This window comes from Microcoleus sp. T3_A4 (assembly GCF_036700465.1).
In the GTDB taxonomy this organism is placed as follows: domain Bacteria; phylum Cyanobacteriota; class Cyanobacteriia; order Cyanobacteriales; family Microcoleaceae; genus Microcoleus.
In genome coordinates this window covers 48,533-70,536 of sequence record NZ_JAUBOY010000010.1, presented here as the reverse complement: position 1 = coordinate 70,536, position 22,004 = coordinate 48,533, and the positions used below count along the sequence as shown (strand labels likewise).

General features: G+C 45.4%; 14 protein-coding genes. 9 read left to right on the top strand and 5 right to left on the bottom strand.

Annotation, left to right across the window (positions count from 1 at the left end; all coding sequences use genetic code 11):
• The 5 genes from QUA07_RS07900 to QUA07_RS07880 all read left to right on the top strand — a co-directional run bounded on the left by QUA07_RS07900 (position 1) and on the right by QUA07_RS07880 (position 11,382).
• A complete protein-coding gene (locus tag QUA07_RS07900; protein WP_333323905.1) occupies positions 1-2,139 on the top strand; it encodes a caspase family protein in 2,139 nt (712 codons plus the stop codon).
• Positions 2,140-2,250: 111 nt separating this feature from the next.
• Positions 2,251-7,038, top strand: a complete 4,788-nt coding sequence (locus QUA07_RS07895; RefSeq protein WP_333323903.1) for an nSTAND1 domain-containing NTPase — start codon at positions 2,251-2,253, stop codon at positions 7,036-7,038.
• 684 nt (positions 7,039-7,722) lie between these two features.
• On the top strand, positions 7,723-9,294 hold the full coding sequence (locus tag QUA07_RS07890; protein ID WP_333323901.1) for an aminotransferase class I/II-fold pyridoxal phosphate-dependent enzyme: 1,572 nt from the start codon (positions 7,723-7,725) through the stop codon (positions 9,292-9,294).
• Between the two features lie 99 nt (positions 9,295-9,393).
• The gene (gene cbiT, locus QUA07_RS07885) at positions 9,394-9,987 is read left to right on the top strand and encodes a precorrin-6Y C5,15-methyltransferase subunit CbiT (protein ID WP_172184729.1); all 594 of its coding nucleotides are present in this window, start codon (positions 9,394-9,396) and stop codon (positions 9,985-9,987) included.
• A 477-nt stretch (positions 9,988-10,464) separates the two neighbouring features.
• Positions 10,465-11,382, top strand: a complete 918-nt coding sequence (locus tag QUA07_RS07880) for a phosphatidate cytidylyltransferase (RefSeq protein ID WP_333323898.1) — start codon at positions 10,465-10,467, stop codon at positions 11,380-11,382.
• A 135-nt stretch (positions 11,383-11,517) separates the two neighbouring features.
• Here the strand turns inward: QUA07_RS07880 and QUA07_RS07875 are convergent, their stop codons facing one another.
• Positions 11,518-12,309, bottom strand: coding sequence for a DUF2993 domain-containing protein (locus QUA07_RS07875; RefSeq protein WP_333323897.1), 792 nt, complete (start codon positions 12,307-12,309; stop codon positions 11,518-11,520).
• A 618-nt stretch (positions 12,310-12,927) separates the two neighbouring features.
• Here QUA07_RS07875 and QUA07_RS07870 point away from each other — a divergent pair.
• Both QUA07_RS07870 and QUA07_RS07865 read left to right on the top strand, forming a co-directional pair.
• Positions 12,928-13,722 carry a pseudouridine synthase gene (locus QUA07_RS07870; RefSeq protein WP_333324001.1) on the top strand — a complete coding sequence of 265 codons (795 nt, stop codon included), beginning with the start codon at positions 12,928-12,930 and terminating at the stop codon, positions 13,720-13,722.
• On the top strand, positions 13,719-14,600 hold the full coding sequence (locus tag QUA07_RS07865) for a RodZ domain-containing protein (RefSeq protein ID WP_333323895.1): 882 nt from the start codon (positions 13,719-13,721) through the stop codon (positions 14,598-14,600). The genes QUA07_RS07870 and QUA07_RS07865 overlap by 4 nt, the downstream gene beginning before the upstream one ends.
• A 385-nt stretch (positions 14,601-14,985) precedes the next feature.
• Here QUA07_RS07865 and malQ read toward each other — a convergent pair whose 3' ends face one another.
• From malQ to QUA07_RS07845, 4 genes are all read right to left on the bottom strand, one after another.
• Positions 14,986-16,494, bottom strand: a complete 1,509-nt coding sequence (gene malQ, locus QUA07_RS07860; RefSeq protein ID WP_333323893.1) for a 4-alpha-glucanotransferase — start codon at positions 16,492-16,494, stop codon at positions 14,986-14,988.
• A 462-nt stretch (positions 16,495-16,956) separates the two neighbouring features.
• The gene (locus QUA07_RS07855) at positions 16,957-17,082 is read right to left on the bottom strand and encodes a photosystem II protein Y (RefSeq protein ID WP_333053037.1); all 126 of its coding nucleotides are present in this window, start codon (positions 17,080-17,082) and stop codon (positions 16,957-16,959) included.
• 175 nt (positions 17,083-17,257) lie between these two features.
• Positions 17,258-18,016 carry a MinD/ParA family protein gene (locus QUA07_RS07850; RefSeq protein ID WP_333323891.1) on the bottom strand — a complete coding sequence of 253 codons (759 nt, stop codon included), beginning with the start codon at positions 18,014-18,016 and terminating at the stop codon, positions 17,258-17,260.
• Positions 18,017-18,087: 71 nt separating this feature from the next.
• Positions 18,088-19,878, bottom strand: a complete 1,791-nt coding sequence (locus QUA07_RS07845) for a CHASE2 domain-containing protein (protein WP_333323888.1) — start codon at positions 19,876-19,878, stop codon at positions 18,088-18,090.
• Between the two features lie 336 nt (positions 19,879-20,214).
• On the opposite strand from QUA07_RS07845, the gene QUA07_RS07840 reads away from it, so the two are divergent.
• Both QUA07_RS07840 and QUA07_RS07835 read left to right on the top strand, forming a co-directional pair.
• On the top strand, positions 20,215-20,955 hold the full coding sequence (locus QUA07_RS07840; protein ID WP_333323886.1) for a DUF928 domain-containing protein: 741 nt from the start codon (positions 20,215-20,217) through the stop codon (positions 20,953-20,955).
• A gap of 142 nt (positions 20,956-21,097) precedes the next feature.
• Positions 21,098-21,835: a DUF928 domain-containing protein gene (locus tag QUA07_RS07835; RefSeq protein WP_333323884.1), complete on the top strand. Its 738-nt coding sequence runs from the start codon at positions 21,098-21,100 to the stop codon at positions 21,833-21,835.
• The last annotated feature ends 169 nt before the right edge of the window (positions 21,836-22,004 follow it).

Sequence of the window (22,004 nt, the reverse complement as noted above, 5' to 3'; positions counted from 1 at the left end):
ATGGCTAACGCAACCGATTCGACTCGCTCTAATTTCCACGCATTACTTATAGGAATTGATTGTTACCTACCCAATAAATTATCTGACGGTAGTTACTACAAAAGCTTGAAGGGATGTGTACGGGATATTAACCACGTAGAAGCTTTTCTGAAAAATAGGCTCCAAGTACCCGAAACCCAGATTGTGAAGCTAACAGCTTCTAATAATGCTGACGCTTCAATTGAGCCACCGGAACCAAAAGAACTGTGGCCAACCTACGAAAATATGATAGCCAAATTTAAGGAAATTACCGAGAAGGCTCAAGCTGAAGACCAGGTGTACATTCACTACTCTGGTCACGGGGGACGTGCGGCGACGATTTACCCCAACCTGAAAGGAGAGGATGGAATTGATGAGTCGCTAGTTCCCACAGATATCGGCGATTCAAACGCTCGCTATCTCCGCGACATGGAGTTAGCAAAACTTCTACAAAATATGGTGGATAAGGGGTTAGTCGTTACAGTCGCTCTGGATAGTTGTCATTCTGGAGGGGCTGCGCGAAAGATTGGAGATGACTGTGATATTCGTCGTTCAGAAGGGGGCGCTGTTGACACAACGCCGCGACCCATAGAGAGTTTAGTGGGATCTGCGGATGAATTGGCTCAAACGTGGAAAAGCTTGGCACAAAACAACCACAATACTCGCAACGTTACAAGTAGTGGTTGGCTACCTGAACCCAAAGGCTACACTTTATTAGCTGCTTGTCGAGACAATGAGTATGCTTACGAGACAGATTTTGATGGCGAGCGTAATGGAGCGCTGACTTACTGGCTCTTGAGGTCTTTAGAGAAATTTGGAACAGGAGTTACTTCCAAAACACTTCACGATCGCATTTTCGCTAAAGTCCACAGTCAGTTTGAAAAACAAACACCGATGTTGCAGGGAAAAAGCGATGGCACTTTCTTTGGAAATAACTTGGTATCTACCCAGTTAACTGTACCAGTAATACAAGTAAATTTAGAAGAGAATCGGGTTCAGTTGAATGCTGGTCAAGCTCATGGTTTGCGTCAAGGTGCAGAGTTTGTCATCTATCCATCTCAAACCGCAGATTTCACACAAACCAATCAGCGATTAGCTTTGGTTCAAATTACACGACTCGGTGCGGTGAATTCTTGGGCTACTATTACCCAAATGCTAGGAGAAAGCAAGATAGAGGATATTGAAGATGGCGCTCCCGCTTTATTGCTGTATCCTCATGTCCAACTTGTCAGTAAAGTACATTTGGTATTGCCAGAAGAAAAAGACCAACCTTTAGGAATAGATGCAAAAGTTGCACTGCAAGCCGTTGAGTCTGCAATGCCAGAAGGCAAAGGTTGGGTGGAGTTAGTATCTGGAGATGAAGCTGCTGATTACCAAGTTTCTATCAACTCAGCAGGTGACTATGAAATTTTGGATCGCACTGGAATACCAATTTCTAATTTGCGACCTACTCTGAAAGTAGACAATCCTAATGCCGCAGTTAGTGTATTAAAACGTTTGGTGCATTTGTCTAAATATCACGCCACTATAGATTTGGATAACCACGATCCGGAGTCTCCTCTTAAAGGAAAGATCGAGGTAGAGTTATTTGCCTTACCAGATGACTACGTACCTGGAGATAAGGAAGAATTAAAACCATTTAACAATCCTGGCAACGTACCAACCCTTGATGTGGATCGATACAGTTATTTGATTATTCGCAACAAATCTTCCCTATTTCTCAACATTACGGTGCTGGCAATTCAGCCGGATTGGAGTATCATAAAAGGCTACCCAACTGGCGCACCCTTTCAAACTGTAGATCCTGGCAAGGAAGTCAAGTGGCGGATTAATACAAGCCTTCCCAACGGTTCCCAGGAAGGTACGGATATTCTGAAAGTTTTTGCCACAATTGATGGGACTAGCTTTGATTGGCTGGAACTACCCGCATTAGATAAACCCATTGAGAGTAGAAATCCAGATAGAGCGACTACTCCATTAGCTAAATTTTTGGCTGCTTTCTTTGCTAGCGAAGATGCTCCTCCCACAAAAAATGTCAATTCTGCGGCTTATGCCAGTGAAGAATGGACAACAGACCAGGTAACGCTTGTTGTAAAAAGAGGTGTAAGCAGCCAAAGATAATTTTCAAAGCTTAGACGTAAAACTGTTTTTTAAGTGCATCTAAATTGTAAATTATTTAATCAATTATAAGATGCACCTTCGCTTTTTTGTAAATAAAGGTGAGGTAAGGCAATGAGTTGGAGCCCAGATAAAACAAATTTCGATCGCAACATAGCAGTCGTTATAGGCATCGACAATTATCAAAATGGAATTCACCCACTGAAAACAGCCGTCAATGATGTTAGAGCGATCGCAGATATTTTAGAACAAGAATATGAGTATCAAGAAGTAATCAGACTATTTTCCGAGCATGGCGAAGCTACATTGGCAGAAATCAATAAACTATTGTTTGAAACACTGCCCAATGAAGTTAAATTGACGGAAGGCGATCGCTTACTATTCTACTTCGCTGGACATGGCATTGCACGTAATAGTGAAGATGGGCCAGCAGGAGCTTTAATTCCTCAAGATGCCAAGTTAGGAAAGTGGGAGACTTATCTACCCATGCGGAAGTTGAATGAAGCACTTTCTAAACTCGATTGTCATCATTTATTAGTGATTTTAGATTGTTGCTTTGCTGGGAATTTTCGCTGGTCGAGTAGTAGAAATGTTATTTCCGCTTTAGAAACTATTCACAGAGAGCATTACGATCGTTTTATTCGGTATCCAGCTTGGCAAGCCATCACCTCTGCTGCTCATAATCAAGAAGCCCTAGACTATACTGATGAGCGAGGAATAGATAAAGATTCTCTGCATTCGCCTTTTGCTAAAGCCCTAATTAATGGGTTGAAAGACATGAAGGCAGATTTAACTGGGGATAAGGTGATTACAGCCCCAGAACTTTATCTGTATCTGCGCGATAGTTTGATCGGTAAAGATGGCTATAGCGAATTACAAACTGCTGGACTTTGGCCTTTACAAAAGCATGACAGAGGGGAGTTTATTTTTACTTTACCAGGTTTTGTGCGAGAAAAATTAAAGCCTGCTCCCCCACTGGATGAAAATAACAATCCCTACCGAGGTTTGCAATCCTTTGACGAGCAACACGCACGTTTCTTTTTTGGCAGACAACAGCTAGTTAACCAATTATCGGTTCGAGTGTCTCGACCAGTATCTCAACCAGAACAACAACTGACAGTTGTTTTAGGAATATCGGGTTCCGGTAAATCGAGCTTAGTAAAAGCTGGGTTGATTTCTGATTTACGAAAAGCTACCAACTCATTCGATATTACTCTCATTTATGCTTGCATAATTACTTTGGCAATTTTGGAAGTTAATCCTGATATTTCTCTCAAATTTCTGCCTATAAGCTACGCACATCAATGGGAGATTTTAGAACCAATGCGTCCGGGTGAATCCCCCTTTGATGCCTTAGCAAAAGCAATTCTTCCGCTCGTGGAAACTCAAGATAAGTTAGCTGATAACTTAAAAGAAAATCCTGAACATCTTAGCTTGTTTTTATCTACTTGGAGCCAAACCAATCCAAATCGCAAACTCTTACTGGCAATTGACCAATTTGAAGAGTTAATCACAATGAGTCGCCAGGTAAATCCTGCTAACAACCAATCTGAAGAAAAAGAGGATATTCAGAAGCAGTTTTTAGCCTTGCTTGTCAACGCTCTAAAGAAGTGTCCGCAACTTCATATTGTGTTAACTTTGCGTTCTGACTTTGAGCCTCGGTTTATTCAATCTGCGCTTAAAGAATATTGGACAGAAGCGCGTTTCCCAGTGCGAGCTATGAATTTGGATGAGTTACGGCAGGCAATTGAGCAGCCAGCAGCTGAAATGGCATTATATTTCGAGCCAGCTAACTTAGTGAATCAGCTGATTGATGAAGTGAGTCAAATGCCGGGAGCTTTACCGTTGTTATCATTTACCCTCAGCGAACTTTATATTAAGCTGCATCAAGCATGGGTAAAAGATGGTAAGCAAGAACGTGCCTTAACTGTAGATGAAGAATTTTACAAACAGGGTGGTATTGCGGGTTCTTTGAGTCGCAGAGGCAATGAAATCTATAATAGTTTACCGGATAATGCTCACAGAGATACGATGCGTCGAGTAATGCTGCGGATGGTGGAGATCGAAGGTGGGGAACCAGTACGGCGACGGGTGCCATTATCAGAATTGAATTACGCCAACAAGCAAGAGCCAACCCAACTAGATGAGAAAGAAAATCAGCGAGTCAAAGTAGTCCTAGAATCTCTTGATAAAGCTCGCCTTGTTGTTAGTGGACAGGAAACGGGAGAACCTTATGTAGAGCCTGCCCATGATTTCTTAGTTAAAGGGTGGGATAAATTACAGAAATGGCAAGAGGAGGAGCAGGAAAATTTGCTTTTGCAACGGCGACTGACACCTGCTGCTTTGGATTGGAAAGAGAAGGAACAGCCCCCAAGTTTGTTAGCAAAAACTGAACCTTTTTTAACGAGTTTAGACAAGAAGATCGATCTTACGCAAGACTGGTTAAAACAAATCCAAGAGAAAGATATCCAACAACTGCTGCAAGAGGCAAGAGTGCGGTTACAAAGCACTACCTTGGAATACAAAAGCCAGGAACAACCATCAACTTTTTTAAATAAGACTAAACCTTTTTTAAATTTGTTAGACCAAACATTCGGCTTTGCTGAAGACTGGTTGAGCAAAGTCAGACAGAAAAATACTCAAGAAAATCCGCGTGAAAAGAAGGCACAGTTTCTTTGGAATGGGAATCCTTATCTTGATGTCTTAAGAAAGACTCTTAAATCTCGCGACTACTGGTTTAACCAAGTGGAAGCTGAGTTTGTGCAGCAAAGTATTTGGCAGAGGCGCAGAAATGTTAATTTGCGTTGGGGAATTGCAACTGGAGTAATTCTGGGATTGAGCTGGTTAACTGTTTGGGCTTTGAGAGAGCAAAGAATAGGTGTAATTGGTCAAATAAACACTGCTAGGCAATCCTCAGAAACTGGCTTACGCTCAAATTATCTAACCCTAGACACTTTGATTCAGAGTTTACAGGCTGGCCAATCCAGTAAACACTGGCTGTTGCGAGTAGCGCCACCTGACTCACAGCTACAAAGTCAAATCGTTGCTACCTTACGTAGGGCTGTTTATCTCAACAAAGAGCAAGAACGTTGGCAACTCCCTCCCGATGAAGTGGTACAGGATACCCTTGTCAGCCGGAATCGCAAGCTATTGTGGGCTACTACAAAAAACAAAGATACTATCTGTGTCGGAGACATAAACAATAGGCAATGCAACAAAATACCAACAACTCTTGGCTCAGTGATTGATGCCAAGTTTAGCCCTGATGGTACAAAACTAGCGTTAACCAGTGAGAGTTTTCGAGGAATCTATCTATGGGACTGGGAAAACGGACATTTTTATCAATCATCAAGGCTTCCTGGTGCTGTAACAAGCATCAGTTTCAGTCCAGGTAGCAAAACACTGGCTTTCATTAGTAATTATGTCGTGTACTTGTGGACTTGGAACAATCCACAACCATATCAACTATATCCATTAACAGACTCACAAGTAAAGGCTCAAGGGATTACTTTTAAAAAGGATGGCACTTTACTGGTAGCTACCAGGGATACCAATGGGACGGATCTCTTTTTATGGAACTGGAACTATCGATACAATAAATTCACAGGCCCAAGTAAGTTCACAGGTGAGTTTTCTCAGTTTCCAGTTGATGATGTCATCATTAATCCCAATGGTGAGAACTTGGTAATTACCTTTGGGTCGGAACGAACAGTAGGACAAATTAGTCAGTTTTGGAATGTAGGAAAACGCACTCCCAAAGAAGAATTAGGTCAGGTTTTTAGAGTGAGTTATAGCCTCAATGGCGAACAATTAGCTATCACAGATTATGACGGCACTGTTCGCTTGTTAGATGGGTTTGGCAACCGAGTAACTGAATTAAAAGGTCATCAAGGCTTAGTCTCTAGTTTCAGTTTTAGCCCTGATGGTAAGCAATTCCTCACGGCTGGAAATGACAATACTATCCGTCTATGGAACCTAGAGAGTGAATCATTGAGCCAACCACAAGAAATGCAAAACTTAGTTCAGGCAATAAGTTTTAGCCCTGATGGTAAGAGATTAGCAACTTTAGAAGAGGGGAAAATTCACCTACGAGATTTATCATCAGGCCAAGATTTGAAAAATTTATCTCCGAAGTATAGCCCAGAAAGTAAATTGATTTTAGCTCCTGACGCTAAGCAAGTGGCAATCATTCAACCTAAAGACATTCGTTTATTGGATTTGTCATCAAACCAAGAACAAAAGCTTCTAGAACATGATGAATCAGTAAACAGCGTAAGTTTTAATCCTGATGGGACAAAATTAGCAATTTTTGAGGGAACTTCGGACGCGCCAAATTCTTTGCGCGTGTTGGATTTTAAACGCAAACAAGAGAAAAAATTTAATTGGGATGAAGGCTTCATTCAAAGCGCAATTTGGAAATCCGATACCAAGGGAGAAAAACTGTTAGTAGCTATGGCTGATGTTATGTCCACCTACGGTAGTGTTGCCATTTGGGATTTCTTTTCTCGTAAACAGTTGGCAATTTTACGTCTGGGAAGATTGAGAGTTAGAGATATTGACAATATTAGCTTTAACAATGATGGCAGTTTAGTCGCCATTAAAGCGGGACAGACTATGATCTTATGGGATTTGCAAAGCAATCAGTCTGTTGATTTTAATTTAAGTTCTAACGAAACTAGCTCTGATGACAATACTAATCAAGTAAAGTTTGGCGAAATTAGCCCCGACGGTAGTGTCATAGCTACTATTGACGAAAAAGGTAATGCTAAGTTGTGGCATTTGGGAGGATTTGACAATTTATTAACCAAAGGTTGCACTAGAGTACGCAAATATCTAGCAACCTTTAATGAAACAGACAGCGATCGTCATGTGTGTGATGGGATCGAAAATTCTCGCCCTTAGAGTAATATTAAGCTTTCTAAGAGGGACATTCATTATTCCAGCCAATGAGACGAGCAGGAGTGCGATCGCCCTTCCCAACCACAACCAATAGAAATAGCGATCGCACTCTCTATCTCCCTTAGAGGATGTTTTAAAAGTCCAGGAAGGTATAATTTAGCCCTTCTGATTGGGCTTAGCTGAGACGATCAATCAAGGTTTGGGCCCATACTTAGATGCTTCTTTGTGCCAACTATGAGGTCAAACGACTCTTTTAAAACATCCTCTAACCCAAGAGTCGTATAAACAAAGGCCGATCGCCCTCCAAGACGCGATGGGGCGATCGGGCGGAGTAAAGGCCGATATTATCGAACAGATTGTATTGACTCGAAAGCAGGTCTTGGCTGAAAAAAAAGCCGCAGACTGTGGTATGATTTTGTGCTGTAACTGAAACCACAGCCCCTAGACAAACCATAAGTAAAGCAGTAGCCAGGATTTTCAAATGTTGGAGTATCATACTTAAGCAGTCGATGTTAAGTCATTTTAGAGAAGTTTGAAATTGAGACGGTGTTGCTTGTGGGCGATTGCAACGAAACAGGAAGCAGTCGATGCGATCGCGGAATTTCCAGCAATGGTTTCAGCAATTAATAACGTCCAGTGAAACCTCAGCGGTTGCTATAATTCCAAATATTCAAATCAAGATTAAGCGTGTCACCAGCAAACTCTCAACAACAAACGCCTCTATTAGATGCCTTGCGCGATCGCACAAATCAGCCACACGCCCCATTTTATGCCCCCGGACATAAACGCGGACAAGGAATCTCTCAACCCCTAATTGACTTATTCGGTGCGACAGTATTTCGATCGGATTTGCCGGAATTGCCGGAATTAGATAATCTCTTTAACCCAGAAGGTGCAATTGCCGAAGCTCAAGACTTAGCCGCCGCAGCTTTTGGAGCCCACTCAACTCGGTTTTTGGCTAACGGTTCGACTTGCGGAATTATCGCCGCCATCTTAGCAACTTGCGGCCCCGGCGATAAAATTATCTTGCCTCGAAATATCCACTCCTCGGCGATTTCAGGTTTAATTTTATCCGGTGCAATTCCAATTTTTGTCAATCCAGAGTACAACCCGGATTGGGATATTGCCAACAGCATCACCCCAGAAGCCACAGCCGCAGCATTAGAACAACATCCAGACACGAAAGCAGTAATGATAGTTTACCCAACCTATCACGGCGTCTGCGGGGATTTGCGGGCGATCGCCCAAATTACCCATCAATACAACATACCGTTATTAGTAGACGAAGCCCACGGCGCACACTTTAACTTTCATCCCAATTTGCCAGAACCGGCACTATCAGCCGGCGCCGATTTAACAGTACAATCAATCCACAAAACCCTCGGTGCAATGACACAAGCATCGATGCTGCACGTCAAGGGCGATCGCATAGATATCCAAAAATTAAATAGAGCATTGCAGTTAGTACAATCTACCAGTCCGAGTTACATACTATTAGCATCTCTAGACGCAGCCCGCCAACAAATCGCACTGCACGGCAAAGAGTTAATGGCGCAAACTTTACAGCTAGCAGAAAAAGCGCGATCGCGCATCAGTCAAATTCCCGGCTTATCAGTTTTAGAACTGTTAAATACACCGGGTTTTGCAGCATTAGACCGAACCAGGCTAACAGTAAAAGTATCAGATTTAGGAATCACAGGATTTGCCGCCGATGAAATTCTGCACTCTCAACTCGCCGTCACCGCAGAACTTCCCATGCCCCGACATTTAACATTTATTATCAGCTTGGGAAATACAGAAACAGATATCGACAATTTAGTTAAAGCTTTGACGATTTTAGAAGGAAGAAGGAGGAAGGAAGAAGGAAGTTCGGCAACGGATTCTGTAACGGATGTAACGGATGTAAAGGATAGAAGGAAGAAGGAAGAAGGAAGAGAGAAGAAGAAAGAGAGAAGAAGGAAGAGAGAAGAAGGAAGATTTGCCCAATCTCCCACTCTTCCACTCTCCCCCTCTCCCCCTCTCCTATCCCCCCGCGAGGCCTTCTTTTTCCCAGCGGAAACAGTACCCGCAGACAAAGCAGTCGATCGCCTGTGCGCCGAACTCATCTGTCCCTACCCCCCAGGAATACCAGTCCTGATGCCCGGTGAAATCATTACCCCAGCAGCCGTTGACTACCTGCAACAAATCCTTGCCGCCGGCGGAAAAATCACAGGTTGTAGCGATAGAAACCTCCAAACTCTCAAGGTTGTGCGACAGTAAATATTAAGGCTTGGGGGAAATTGGGAGAATTTCTACTTCTTCCACGAGTTCCAACTGCCGTCTTGCTTCAATCAAAAATCAAAAATCAAAAATATAACTATGCTTTGGCCCTACGTCACTCCAGGCATCCCGGATGACTTATTTGAACGTTTACCGGGAATTCCCATGAGTAAGCGAGAAGTCCGACTGCTGTTAATCTCCCACCTGCGGCTGCAAGCAGATTCAGTCGTGTGGGACATCGGTGCAGGTACTGGTACGATCGCCGTAGAAACAGGTTTGCTGTGTCCCAAAGGTCGGATTATTGCCGTCGAAAGGGACGAAGAAGTAGCAAGCTTGATTCGCAGAAATTGCGATCGATTCGAGCTCAACAACGTAGAAGTCATAGAAGGCAGTGCCCCGGAATGCCTGGAAAACCTGCCCCAACCCCCCCACCGAGTCTGCATCGAAGGAGGTCGCCCCATTAAAGCCATTCTCCAAGAAGTCTGGCGGTACTTGCAACCCCACGGTAGAGTTGTCGCCACAGCCTCGAATTTAGAAAATCTTTACGCCCTTTCCGAAGGGTTCGCCGAGTTGCAAGTCCGCAACATCGAAGTAGTCCAGTCCGCCGTCAACCGCTTGGAGACTCGCGGCCTCAGCCAAACCTTTGCCGCCGTCAATCCCATATTTATTCTCAGCGGCGAAAAGCTGGATTAGAAGTTAGTTGACAGTTGACAGTTGACAGTTGACAGTTGACAGTTAACAGTTAACTTTAACCTGGTTCCTCGGCAGATCCTGGGAATACATACCCAATGCCCCATGCCCTATGCCCTATGCCCATTCCTAAATGTAATTCTTAATCTTTTTTAAGTTCACTTAACCTTCATACTTAGAATAAGGGCGACCATAGCTGGATTGACCCCCTGAGTTGAGATTTTGGATCATCGCCAGTTGAGTATTCGGCTTGGCTGTGCAAGGGAGGAAACCGTACCCTAACAATCCTTACATCCTTGCGTCGAATGACACCGCCCAAAAACGGGTACAAGCCGCCGACAATCGTCGTGAACCACCCAAAATTTTAGACCAAGGTTCAATCTCCCAGATTCATCTGTGGAGTAAATGTAGAATCTAAAATCTAAAATCTAAAATCTAAAATCGAATGATCCACCGCCGTCTGCAAGAGAAATTCATTTTATGCCTTGGTCTCGTATCCTGAGTGGAATAGTTGCGATCGCCCTTGCTTTGGGAATGATTATTATGGGCGGATGGTACTTCACCGTCGGCTTCGGGATCATCGTCTACCTAGGTCAATTGGAATATTTTCAATTAGCCAGGGCTAAAGGCATTGCACCCGCTGCCAAAACTACTTTAGCCGTCAGTCAAGGGCTATTAATTACTGCCGCCCTAGCGCCGGAACTCGTAGATGCCATGTTCCCCTTAGCGGGAACCTTAATTTGTTTCTACCTGTTATTCCAGCCTAAATTATCGACGATCGCCGATATTGCCTCCTCAGTTTTAGGATTGTTCTACGGCGGTTATTTGCCCAGCTATTGGGTGCGGCTGCGAGTCGGCCTCGACCCAGGGAATCTTGCTACAACCCAACTTTCGCAAGCAGTAGCAAGCAATTTGTCGGTTAACATTTACCCGTCCCCGTCTTGGACAAATTCCAGCCACATATCTTTAGGATTGACTTCGCTGCTGCTGGCTTTCTTCTGCATCTGGGCCGCTGACATTGGGGCTTATTTTGTCGGCAAATTCTTCGGGCGCACTAGCCTATCCCACATCAGCCCCAAAAAAACCGTTGAAGGTGCCGTATTTGGAGTTTGCGGCAGCATCGCCGTGGCAGCCGCTGGGTCTTGGTATTTACACTGGCCGGGGTGGCCGTATACTGGGGCTGCTTTTGGTCTGTTGATTGGGGTTGCTAGCCTGTTGGGAGATTTAACTGAGTCGATGATGAAGCGAGACGCCGGCGTTAAGGATTCGGGACAGTTGATCCCCGGTCACGGTGGCATTCTCGATCGCACCGACAGTTATGTTTTTACCGCGCCCTTAGTCTACTATTTTGTGACTTTATTTTTGCCCGCGATCGACTCTTTTTTAATTAATCGGTAATTGGGAATTGGGAATTGGGAATTGGGCATGGGGAATTGGGCATGGGGAATTGGGCATGGGGTATGTATTCCCAGGCTATACCGAAGAACCTGGTTAAAGCCAACAGTCAACTGTCAACTGTCAACAGTCAACTAACTAAGGCAAAACTCTAATTCCTCCCCGACACACAATCTCCCCCTGACTCAAAATCAATTCTTCAATCTCAACTTCCGGCCCAAAATCAATTTTAAAACCATTGAAATCACTGCTCTTTAATTCTCCATCCATTTTGATTTCTGGTGATTCAAACATCAATTCGCGACCGCTGGCTATCCGCAAACCCGTCCGCAATACCAAAGGCATTTGCCTACCGCCAGCGCGCAAAATTGCAGCCGAAAGCGTCAACAAACCCGCCTCAATTGCAATCTGCGAATTTTGCAACTTCAGCGACTGTTCCCTATCTGTCAGTGGCAGCATTGGCAGCAAAAATTCGCTTAAAGCATCAGCCAGCAAAGGCGCTTTCAGCGACGCATTCAAATCCGCTTGGCTAAGCCTCAAAACGCCTGCCACGGGAACGGATTCCAGGAGGCGCAGGGGTTTGCCTTTGAGAGCTTGACCGAGGTTGATGCGAATGCCGCAGCCCTCTATCGCAACTTCAGTTAGGTGTAGTCCTTTATACACAGCACCGCGAGCTGCCGCCGTGACTTTGGGGATCGCACCGCTGAAGATTTGTCGATCGCTCCCCTCAATTTTCACCTTCAACTCATCCACCTGCTGAACTTGCGATCGCAGCCACAACTGCACAGCCGGAGACAGCACTGCGCTCGCGATCCGGCTGCCTGGACTCGCCGAAGGTCTCCCGGGTTCCTCGCCGAGATTAACAGTCCCACCAGAGCCAGCAGCGCCATCTCTATTGTCAAATTGAAGAGAGTTTCGATCGACAGTCATAAACAATTTCAGAATATAAACCTTAATATTCAAGCACATAAATTTAACTAGAACTTGCACATCCAGCCTCAAAAATCCGGTTTCTGCACAAATATACGGCTATCAACCTCTGATTTTCGTGAGAAACCGGGTTGATGAACACAAGTCCGATTAACTCCAAAATCAAGCATCAATCTGGCATCAGCAAGGCCAGAAGCAGAAAAATTCTCACCTTTGTCCCCTTGGGATATTGGGGTAGTTCACGAGTTGTGCGATCCCGATGAAAAATTCGCGATCGAGCGTATAAATTTAACCAGGAGTACGGGATTTATGGTAGTGTTGGTTTATGGTCGGGTCAGACCCACACCTTTCAAACCAGCCGCAAACCAACGGTGCAAACCTGTGCCTGCAGCGAGTCTTTTCGTCGTAGTTTTTGCACAGCATTCAGGGTAATGCCATCAGGACAATCTGCACCGGGCACAAGGACAATCTGCACTCTTGCCGGGCGTCCTGTAATAATTGGTCAGCATTATAATTTATTCCCAACCAGGAATTGAGCATTGCTAGTACGGTTAATCAATTAACCGTGTCGTGTTTCCTCCCCACCGTTCGCTCGTTGGGGATTTCCACACTCCCGTCATGTCTGATGAAAGGCTGCAAAAAATCCTCGCCCAGTGGGGCATTGCCTCTCGCCGTCTTGCAGAACAGATGATTGTAGCTGGACGAGTCCGAGTTAATGGCAATATTGTTCGCTTAGGAGAAAAAGCGAATCCCGATCGCGATCTCATCCAAGTCGATGGAGTCCCGGTGAAACCAACGGATCGACCCGCAAAGGTCTATCTGTTGCTCAACAAACCGGCAGGCGTAGTTTCTACTTGCAGCGATCCAAGGGCCCGATCGAAAGTTCTCGACTTGCTGCCACCCCAACTGCGCTCGGGTCAAGGCATCCACCCCGTAGGACGCTTAGATGCGGATTCCACCGGCGCCCTCTTGCTCACCAATGATGGTAAGCTGACATTTTGTTTGACCCATCCGCGTCACTCGATCGCCAAAACTTATCAGGTTTGGGTGAGCGGCGATCCCCCGGAACCCATACTACAAACGTGGCGTCAGGGCATCATCTTGTCCGGCAGAAAAACTTTGCCCGCGAAAGTTAAAGTTCTCGATCGCGCGCGAGACCAAACTCTGTTAGAAGTCATTCTATCAGAAGGCAGAAACCGACAGATTCGGCGAACGGCCGAACAGTTGGGATATCCCGTGGTGCGCCTGCACCGCACAGCCATCGGCCCGATTCAATTGCAGCGGCCCGGTTCGCCAATATTGCCACCCGGCTGCTGCCGACCCCTAGAAGATGCGGAAATTATTTATTTATGGAATCTAGTCAACCTAACATCAATAAGCGTGCCAGTAAATTCCCAGGAGCACAGCATATGACAAAGAATTTATTGTTTTTATTCTTCAAAACCACTAAGCAGAAACTGCACTCCCAAGAGCCAGAAACAGCTCAGAAGAAGCTAGCGGAAATAGGAACTCAACTCCGCCAGTACCGCGAACAGCAGTCGATTTGTTTGGACAAAGTAGCCGTGGTAACAATGATTCGGCGGAATCTACTGCAAGCCATCGAGGATGGTCAACTAGACCAACTTCCCGAACCCGTCTACACTCAGGGTTTGATCAAGCGCTACGCTGAAGCAATGGGTTTGGACGGAACTCAGTTTGCCGACTTTTTCCCGATCGAACCGCCACCCCGATCGAGAACCAAGCTATCCTGGCAAGATGGGCCTCAGTTGCGGCCGATGCACCTCTACCTCTTTTACACATTTCTAATTATCTGTTCGGTCAATGTCTTATCTCAGTTGATGAGCGGTTCTGTTACCGCAAAAAACGGTGCCGGAACCGAAGAACTAGCACTTGGGCAGCAAGAAAAAGCTCGTTTAGCTGCTGAGGCATCAAGACCCTCACAAAATCAGAAACCGGATAGTTACGAGGCTGTCGAAGCAGTAAGAACCGGTCAAAATTTAAATAAATCTGGCAATAAACCAGTAATGGTTAGCGTCACTTTTAAAGCAGAATCGTGGATGCAGGTTGAAGTCGATGGTAAAACAGAGTTTGAGGGAACTTTGCCGACCGGGACTGTTCGCACCTGGGAGGCTCAAAAGCAATTAGTAGTGGTAGCAGGTAACGCCGGCGGGGTAATGGTTGCTCTTAATAACGGACAGGCCGAACCACTCGGAGATCCTGGAGTCGCCAAAGAAGTTGTTTTTAAAGCAAACGAACTCAAGCCTTCAGCACCGCCCAAGAATGAAGGTTGAGTGTTAATTGTTAATTGTTAATGGGTAATAGGTAATAGCGGGCAGTCCACAGAGTTTAATTAGAATGTCCGTCTTGATGCACTAATTACCAATTACCAATTACCAATTCTATCAAACCCGGTTGCATCGGAATAGTCAAATCCAGTCAACAGTCAACCACGGATGGTGCAACCGGAATTGATCTAATTCATCTGCGTTAATCTGTGTTTATCTGCCTGTCTCTGCGGTTTAAAAAAGAGAATTTCTTCACCGCAGATGACAAGGGATTGACGCTGATTCACGCAGATAAAGAGTAGAGAGATAGGAAGAATTCCGATGCTAACAGATTTGATATTACCCATTAACAATTACCAATTACCCACTGCCCACTACCCCTTACCGACGATCAATGTTTATTAGGAGCGCGCCCGCAGATGTAAGTCATAGTTTTTAGCCGATCCCTCACATCCCAATTCAAAGCTTCGGGTCGATACCGCCAGCCCCAATTTCCCTCTGGTTTCCCCGGAAAATTCATCCGCGCGTCAGTATCTAAACCCAACAAATCTTGAAACGGCACAATTGCCAAATTAGCAATAGAAATCCAGCCCATGCGGATTAAAGACCAGTGAATGCCTTGGGGATCGATGCAGCCCAAATAACGCAAAACCTCATCTCTTTCGTAGTGTTGCAGTTGATTGAACCAGCCGACAGTCGTGTCGTTGTCGTGGGTGCCCGTGTAAACTACGCAGTTGCGATCGTAGTTGAAAGGCAAAAAAGGATCGCCAGGGCCCGCGCCAAAAGCAAACTGCAAAATCTTCATTCCTGGAAACTCGTATCGATCGCGCAAAGCTTCCACTTCTGGAGTAATTACCCCTAAATCTTCAGCGATAATCGGCAAGTTGCCAAACTTCTCGTTAATTAGATCCAACAAAGCTGTTCCCGGCGCTTTAATCCACTCTCCCTCGATCGCAGTTTCTTGTCCGCGCTTCACCGCCCAGTAAGCCTCAAATCCTCGAAAGTGGTCGATCCGAGTCACGTCTACATAAGAGAAAATCGCTTCAAAACGCTGCACCCACCAGTCGAAATTAGTTGCTTGCAACTTCTCCCAATTGTATACGGGGTTGCCCCACAATTGACCTGTATTGCTGAAGTAATCTGGGGGAACTCCTGCCATTAAAGCTGGTTCTCCGCTGGCTTCATCCAAGCAAAATATTTCTGGATGAGACCATACATCGGCGCTATCGTGAGCTACATAAATCGGAATATCGCCAATAATTTTAATGTCCCGCATATTAGCATAGCGTTTCAACTCCGTCCACTGGCGAAAAAACTCAAACTGAACGTATTGGTAGTAATAAATCTCAGCATTTAGCTGCTGACGCCACTTCTCTACTGACTCTGGTTGTCGACGGGCAATTTCTGGTTCCCAATTGTTCCAGCTAACACCGCCAAAGTGATCTTTTAGTGCCATAAATAAGGCGTAATCTTCCAGCCAATTCTCTTTGCTTTGGCAAAAACCTGAGAATTCTTTTTGCTGGATCGGAGATGCTTTGGCTTTGAAGTTTTCGCAAGCTTTTTTGAGCAAAGGTACTTTCAGCGCGATCGCTCGATCAAAGTCTACATAATCCAGCGGAAATTCTGGCAAATTAGCGAAGTCTTCATCTCCGAGCAATTGCTGGTCCCGCAGCAGTTCTGGGTTGATCAGCAGCGGATTTCCCGCCATTGCTGAATAGCACGAATAAGGAGAATTGCCGTATCCTGTCGGCCCCAGCGGCAATACCTGCCAGTATTGCTGGTCGCTCTCTACTAAAAAGTCAATAAAGCGATATGCTTCTATTCCCATGTCTCCAATGCCAAATCGACTGGGAAAGGACGTGGGGTGGAGTAAAAGGCCACTCGATCGGGGAAAAAGCATAATCTATCTAAAGATATAGGAATTTAACATTGACAATTTGACCTCTCTTCCCTACTAATTAAACTTCGTAGTTTTGAGGGAGATTCTCAGGGCAAATTCTTTTGTGATTGTCTCATATTTTCTGCGATAACGTGCTTACCAAATATTTTTATAACACTCTACTCACAAGTCCTGAGTAGAAAGGAAAACATCACAATCTGAAGTTATGCGATCACCCTGCTTTCACAGCTAGGTTTTTTTACCCAGGCTCGTTTGCTGCAACAAAGTATTTTGCTTGAGCGTACCCGGTTTCTGCTTAATCTTTAAATATACTTTTCTTTTGTTTTCGCCCCATCTCTCTGCAGTCGTAAATTGCCCGCCAACAATCAGCCATCACTTAAGCAGAGCCAATGCACAAATCAGCCGGCTGTTTTGTATCTCAAAAAACAGCCGGCTGCGAAATTACGGGTGAAAATGCTTAGTTCACGCTTGCTTGTTCAACAATTTCTGCACTTGTTTGAGAGCTATAGCGCCGACGTTGTAAGCAGCCCAGCCGCCCGCCAACAATACGGGCATCAATACTATTAGTATGCGGAAGTCAAAATCCATGAGTTCTCCTCCTAAAGTTTTTTAACAAATTCTCATAATCTATTTGTATCTCATTTTGTCGCCATTCTCGTGACTCTTTAAGCAAATATTCGGGATACGCAGGAGCACATGGCTCCGCAAGAATTGAGAGCGAAAGCGAAACTCCTGGGCGGGCGATCGGCATTCGCTGCACCAATTATCCCACAATCTGTTTCGCAATCCCTTCCACAACCTTAGTTAGAGGGTCGTTAGGGAAGTGCAGCGCAAACACCCCCTTGCTGGCGAGCAGCATCATCTTGTCGCTGTGGGGCAGTACCCCTGCCACTGGGATTTTGTAAATATTCTCTACTTGCTGCTTCAAATCGTCGAAATCCAGCGATTCTGGGGCTTTGTTAATCGTCATCAAAATCTTGGGAACTTCTAATTTTCGGGCCACATCTACCGTGACAGCCGTTCCCTGAAAATCTTGCTGATCCGGACGCAGAATCAGCAGCAGGATGTCGGAAATGGTGATGCTGAGGAGGGTTTCTTCGTTGAGCCCCGGGTGCGTGTCTATAAATAGGTAGTCTAAGTTCAAAACCTCGATCAGTTCTTGAAAGCCGTCGGTAAGCAGTCCCACATCGTAGCCTTCCCGCAAAACTCGCGCTATCTCCCCTGCTTTAATGCTCGAAGGAATCAGGTAGAGGCTGCCGTTACTGGCTAATTTTGGCAGTAGCGAACTCACATTGTAGGCCGTATCCGCGATCGGACACCGGCCCCACAGGTAATCGTTCAGGCAGCGATCCATGTTGCTCTCGCTGAAACCGAACAGCACGTGAATCCCTGGTGATTGAATGTCTGTGTCCACAATGGCGACCCGATTTCCGCCGCGAGCGATAATAGATGCCAGGTTTGCTGTCGTGTTCGATTTGCCAGTTCCGCCCCGGTAAGAGTGGACAGAGATGATTTTGGACATGATCTGCGTATGAGGGTAAGAAACGGGGAGAACTCATTATGATGCAATTTTCGATGCATTCTAGTTCTCTGTCATTCTTCCTTGCCCCCCAAATCCTCCTTATCTGTTAAACTATCAATTTTTTCATCTTTTATCATCTTTTGGGCGCCCCTGCGCTGCCGCATCTGTTTGGCTTTGGTTTGCAAATCGCTGAACTCGTCATCATGTTTAGTTTCGGCTGAACTAGCACCACAACGGGTATCGTTCGGGACACCCGTTGGAGAACCGCTTTCCGATTCAGTCACGGTGGCGCGCTGCTTCTGGTGTTTGGATTTTTCCTGCAACTGAGCTAGGTATTCGTCTGTCTGACTTTCGACCTTGGGAAGCTCTGGGGTAATGGCAATTATTTCTTGGGGTTCGGAAGGTGCTTTTTCAGAGGTTTCTTGTTTGCTAATCCTCAGTTTATCTTTCTTTTGCTGCAATTCTTTAAAGAAATCAGATTCTGTGATTTCTGCGACTTGCTGTTCTTTTTTGGCTTGGTCTATTTCGATTTTGAAGACTTGTTTTACTCGATCGCTAATTGCTTTCCCGTATCCGGCTTTATTAAATCTTTCTGCTGATACAATGCTACCGCCAGTTAAGATTAATGCCAAGGCTGGCGCTGCCACAGGCACCCACCCTCCCAACAGAAAAATCCCAAAACTAATCGCGCAGCACCCGGACAGCACTGCTCCGAATGTCACCGTCAACTTCGCTGGGTGAGCCATCCGCGATGCCAACGTTCCTCCGACAATTGACCATGCCGAAATCCACAGGATTTCTGCCCATTCCGGCCAAAACCACAACATCGGTCTGTTGTCTAAAACGGCACTCAAAATTTGGCTGACTACTTGTGCGTGTGCCACAATACCAGGCATGAATTGGTTGCTTTGCTGTCGCCCACTGTAAGGAGTATAAAAGAAATCTTTAACGGTTTCTGTGGTGTAACCGATGAGCACTATTTTATCTTTAACTAAATTCGGGTCAACTTTCCCTTCTAAAACATCGGTGATTCTGACTTGGTGTGCGACTTGCTGCTTGGAACGATAGTTAATTAATATTTGATATCCCCTGACATCGGCATTTTTGTATCCTCCGTCATTGCTTGCTAGTTGTTTTAATTGGGTTTTTCCCAGCCATAAAGATTGATCTGGTGCAAGTTGGGGAGAGATTTTTTGCCCTTGCAGGTAGCGGAGTGCTAGCTGGAGGTTGAAGGAATATAAAACTTGAGAATCGTCATTGCAAAGATGTTTTTGGGCAGAAGAGTTGCCCTCAATTGTCGGTGGTTTCATAAATAATAAAGCCCTGCGGAGTATGCCACCCGGATCGACTCCGAAATCTGCAAATCCCACCCGGTTTTCTGGCAGCCCCGGCGCAGGCGGAGAACCTGGATTGTCGGGGTTCCCGTCGGTGACTAAACATACCCCGATAATGCGATCGCTTTTTTGTAAAATTTTGGTTAATTCCTCGCGCCCGTCTCCTAAAGGTACGTCTCGCAGTACATCTAAACCGATGACTGCCGGCTGCATTTTGTCGAGTTTTTGTAAGATTTCAGCTATTTTGCGATCGGATATTGGCCACTCTTTCAGTTTCTGAATGTCTGCTTCGGTAATCCCCACAACTAGCAAACGCGAGTCTGGCTGTTCATCGGGACGCCACCTCACCATTTGGTCGTAAGCGCTTAATTCTACTGGTTCGAGTATTCCTAGCTGTCTGGCCCCCATCAAGGATAATGTTACTGCCGCGCTGGCAATTAATACAGACTTAGCCAATGCTAGTGATGGTTTATACATTTGACTCAATTGAGCCACTGCCGATCGAATGTTGTTAGATATTTTACTCATTATCCCAGCATAAAAGTTTGACTCGTTTCTGGAACAGCAGTTGTTTCACATTTTCCGCCTGCTGGAGGCTTCCTCCATCTTAGAACACTCGGAAACTGCGACCACTTTGTTACAAAAATTTACAGTACATAGCGAGCAACTGTATCCAATGATACTTGCGGCCTAAGCAACCTGATTTTTCCGACAGAGAATCCCCTTGCCGCTCGAATTAATAAATGTTATTGATGATATGTCAAGGTATAAATTGTGTATCTGCGCCCTCGACTAGCAGCTCAAAAATATTTGTCGCCATCAGCCAATGCCTGTGTTTGGAATTATAGTGAAAGGTACAACAAAATGAAACGTTTTCTACATCGGGCTACACTTGCGGTCGCCGTATCTGCGATCGCAGCTACCGTACCCAGTTCACTTACACCGATGCGCGCACAATCTCAGCCGCTTCTACTGAGTCAAAATGTTAATTTCAAGCCTCCCGACGTAACAGCCCCGGCCGGCAGACAAGGAGGGACACATCGTGGCAACAAGCTTTGTCCAGCGGGTTTATCTATTACTCCTTTAGTGCCTCCAACTAATATCGGTTTAACCCTAACAGATTCTCCCACAATTTTTGTCTATATTCCTAACACCTCGCCCGAAATAGAGTTTACTTTGCTCAACGAAAAGGAGGACAAAGTGGTCTACGAAAAAACCTTTAAACTAGACAAATCCGGGATTGTTGGAGTTAGTATTCCGGCTACCGTGGACAACAACAAATCCCTTGAAGTTGGCAAGCGATACGTATGGTCATTTTCGATGGTTTGCGACCCCGATGACCGGTCTGCGGATTTAGTTGTTAAAGGGTTCGTACAGCGAATTGAACCGCAGGCAACTCTCAAGAGCGATTTGGCAAATCCCGACCCCATGACTAGGCTCAACGTTTATGCTCAAAATGGGATTTGGTACGAAACTCTCGCTACTTTAGCCCAAATGCGGCGTCAGACACCGGGGGATGTGAAGCTGACAGCTAAGTGGACGCAATTATTGCAGTCCCAAGGACTGGAATCTGTTGCAGCTCAACCACTGGTTGCGCCTCTTTAAATCTCGCTATTTCGGGAAATTTTGTCGGTCTGTCGATGGCGATGTGAAAATCGACCCATTTACTCGATCGCGCCCGGGGCTAAAACTCCGGGTTAACATTTAGAGATACGCTCTATAAATATTTCTACAAGTTGGTGAAAAAATGAAACGTTTTATACATTTTACTGCACTGGCGATGACTGTATTGGCGATCGCCGTTACTCTCCCCAGTTTGCTGACACCGATGCAGGCTGTGCCTGCACCCATGCTGCTGAGTCAGAATGTTAATTTCACACCTCCCGATGTAACAGCCCCCGACAACAGGCAAGGGGGGACGCATCGAGGCTGTAAGTTACGGGATGGTTTATTCATTACTCCCTTAATACCTGAAAGCAATATTGGCTTAACGCTAACAGAGTCGCCCACATTTTTTGTATATGTTTCTCAACCGGCGGCTCAAGTAGAGTTTATTTTGCTAAACGCAGATGAATCCGAAGTAGTCTACGAAACTACTTTAAAAAATGACAAAGCCGGAATTGTTGGAGTTAGCCTTTCTGAGAAAGACAAGACAAAAAATATTGAGGTTGGTAAACGATATGTGTGGTCGTTTGCACTAGCCTGCGATCCTCTGGAGCGTTCGGGAGATTATATTGTTAAAGGATGGATGCAGCGAATTGAACCCCAGGCAAATCTCAAGAACGATTTGGCAAATCCCGATCCTATGGCTAAGGTGATTGCTTATGCTAAAAATGGGATTTGGTACGAAACTCTTGCGACTCTAGCCGAAATGCGGCGCCGCGCACCCGATGATTCGCGGCTGACGGCCGAGTGGACGCAATTGTTGCAGTCCCAAGGACTAGAATCGATTGCCACTCAGCCGCTAGTTCAGTCTTTTGAATAACGACTCTTGACCAATCACTGCTGAGTGTTTGCATAGTCAATTCTTCAAGGATTCAATCCAGTGACCGAAAGCAGCCAGGGTACAAGCCCCCGTCTTTATCCTGGCACCACCAAAAAATAGTATCCGATAACAAGTCCCCGGATTCATCAGTGAGATCGCTTTCTTCAAT

Excerpts from the sequence above, each read along its gene's own strand:
- QUA07_RS07840 (WP_333323886.1), top strand. The coding sequence starts at position 20,215 with ATGAAACGTTTTCTACATCGGGCTACACTTGCGGTCGCCGTATCTGCG.
- QUA07_RS07875 (WP_333323897.1), bottom strand. The coding sequence starts at position 12,309 with ATGACTGTCGATCGAAACTCTCTTCAATTTGACAATAGAGATGGCGCT.
- QUA07_RS07845 (WP_333323888.1), bottom strand. The coding sequence starts at position 19,878 with ATGAGTAAAATATCTAACAACATTCGATCGGCAGTGGCTCAATTGAGT.
- cbiT (WP_172184729.1), top strand. The coding sequence starts at position 9,394 with ATGCTTTGGCCCTACGTCACTCCAGGCATCCCGGATGACTTATTTGAA.
- QUA07_RS07895 (WP_333323903.1), top strand. The coding sequence starts at position 2,251 with ATGAGTTGGAGCCCAGATAAAACAAATTTCGATCGCAACATAGCAGTC.
- QUA07_RS07855 (WP_333053037.1), bottom strand. The coding sequence starts at position 17,082 with ATGGATTTTGACTTCCGCATACTAATAGTATTGATGCCCGTATTGTTG.
- QUA07_RS07850 (WP_333323891.1), bottom strand. The coding sequence starts at position 18,016 with ATGTCCAAAATCATCTCTGTCCACTCTTACCGGGGCGGAACTGGCAAA.
- QUA07_RS07880 (WP_333323898.1), top strand. The coding sequence starts at position 10,465 with ATGCCTTGGTCTCGTATCCTGAGTGGAATAGTTGCGATCGCCCTTGCT.
- QUA07_RS07870 (WP_333324001.1), top strand. The coding sequence starts at position 12,928 with ATGTCTGATGAAAGGCTGCAAAAAATCCTCGCCCAGTGGGGCATTGCC.
- malQ (WP_333323893.1), bottom strand. The coding sequence starts at position 16,494 with ATGCTTTTTCCCCGATCGAGTGGCCTTTTACTCCACCCCACGTCCTTT.
- QUA07_RS07835 (WP_333323884.1), top strand. The coding sequence starts at position 21,098 with ATGAAACGTTTTATACATTTTACTGCACTGGCGATGACTGTATTGGCG.
- QUA07_RS07900 (WP_333323905.1), top strand. The coding sequence starts at position 1 with ATGGCTAACGCAACCGATTCGACTCGCTCTAATTTCCACGCATTACTT.
- QUA07_RS07865 (WP_333323895.1), top strand. The coding sequence starts at position 13,719 with ATGACAAAGAATTTATTGTTTTTATTCTTCAAAACCACTAAGCAGAAA.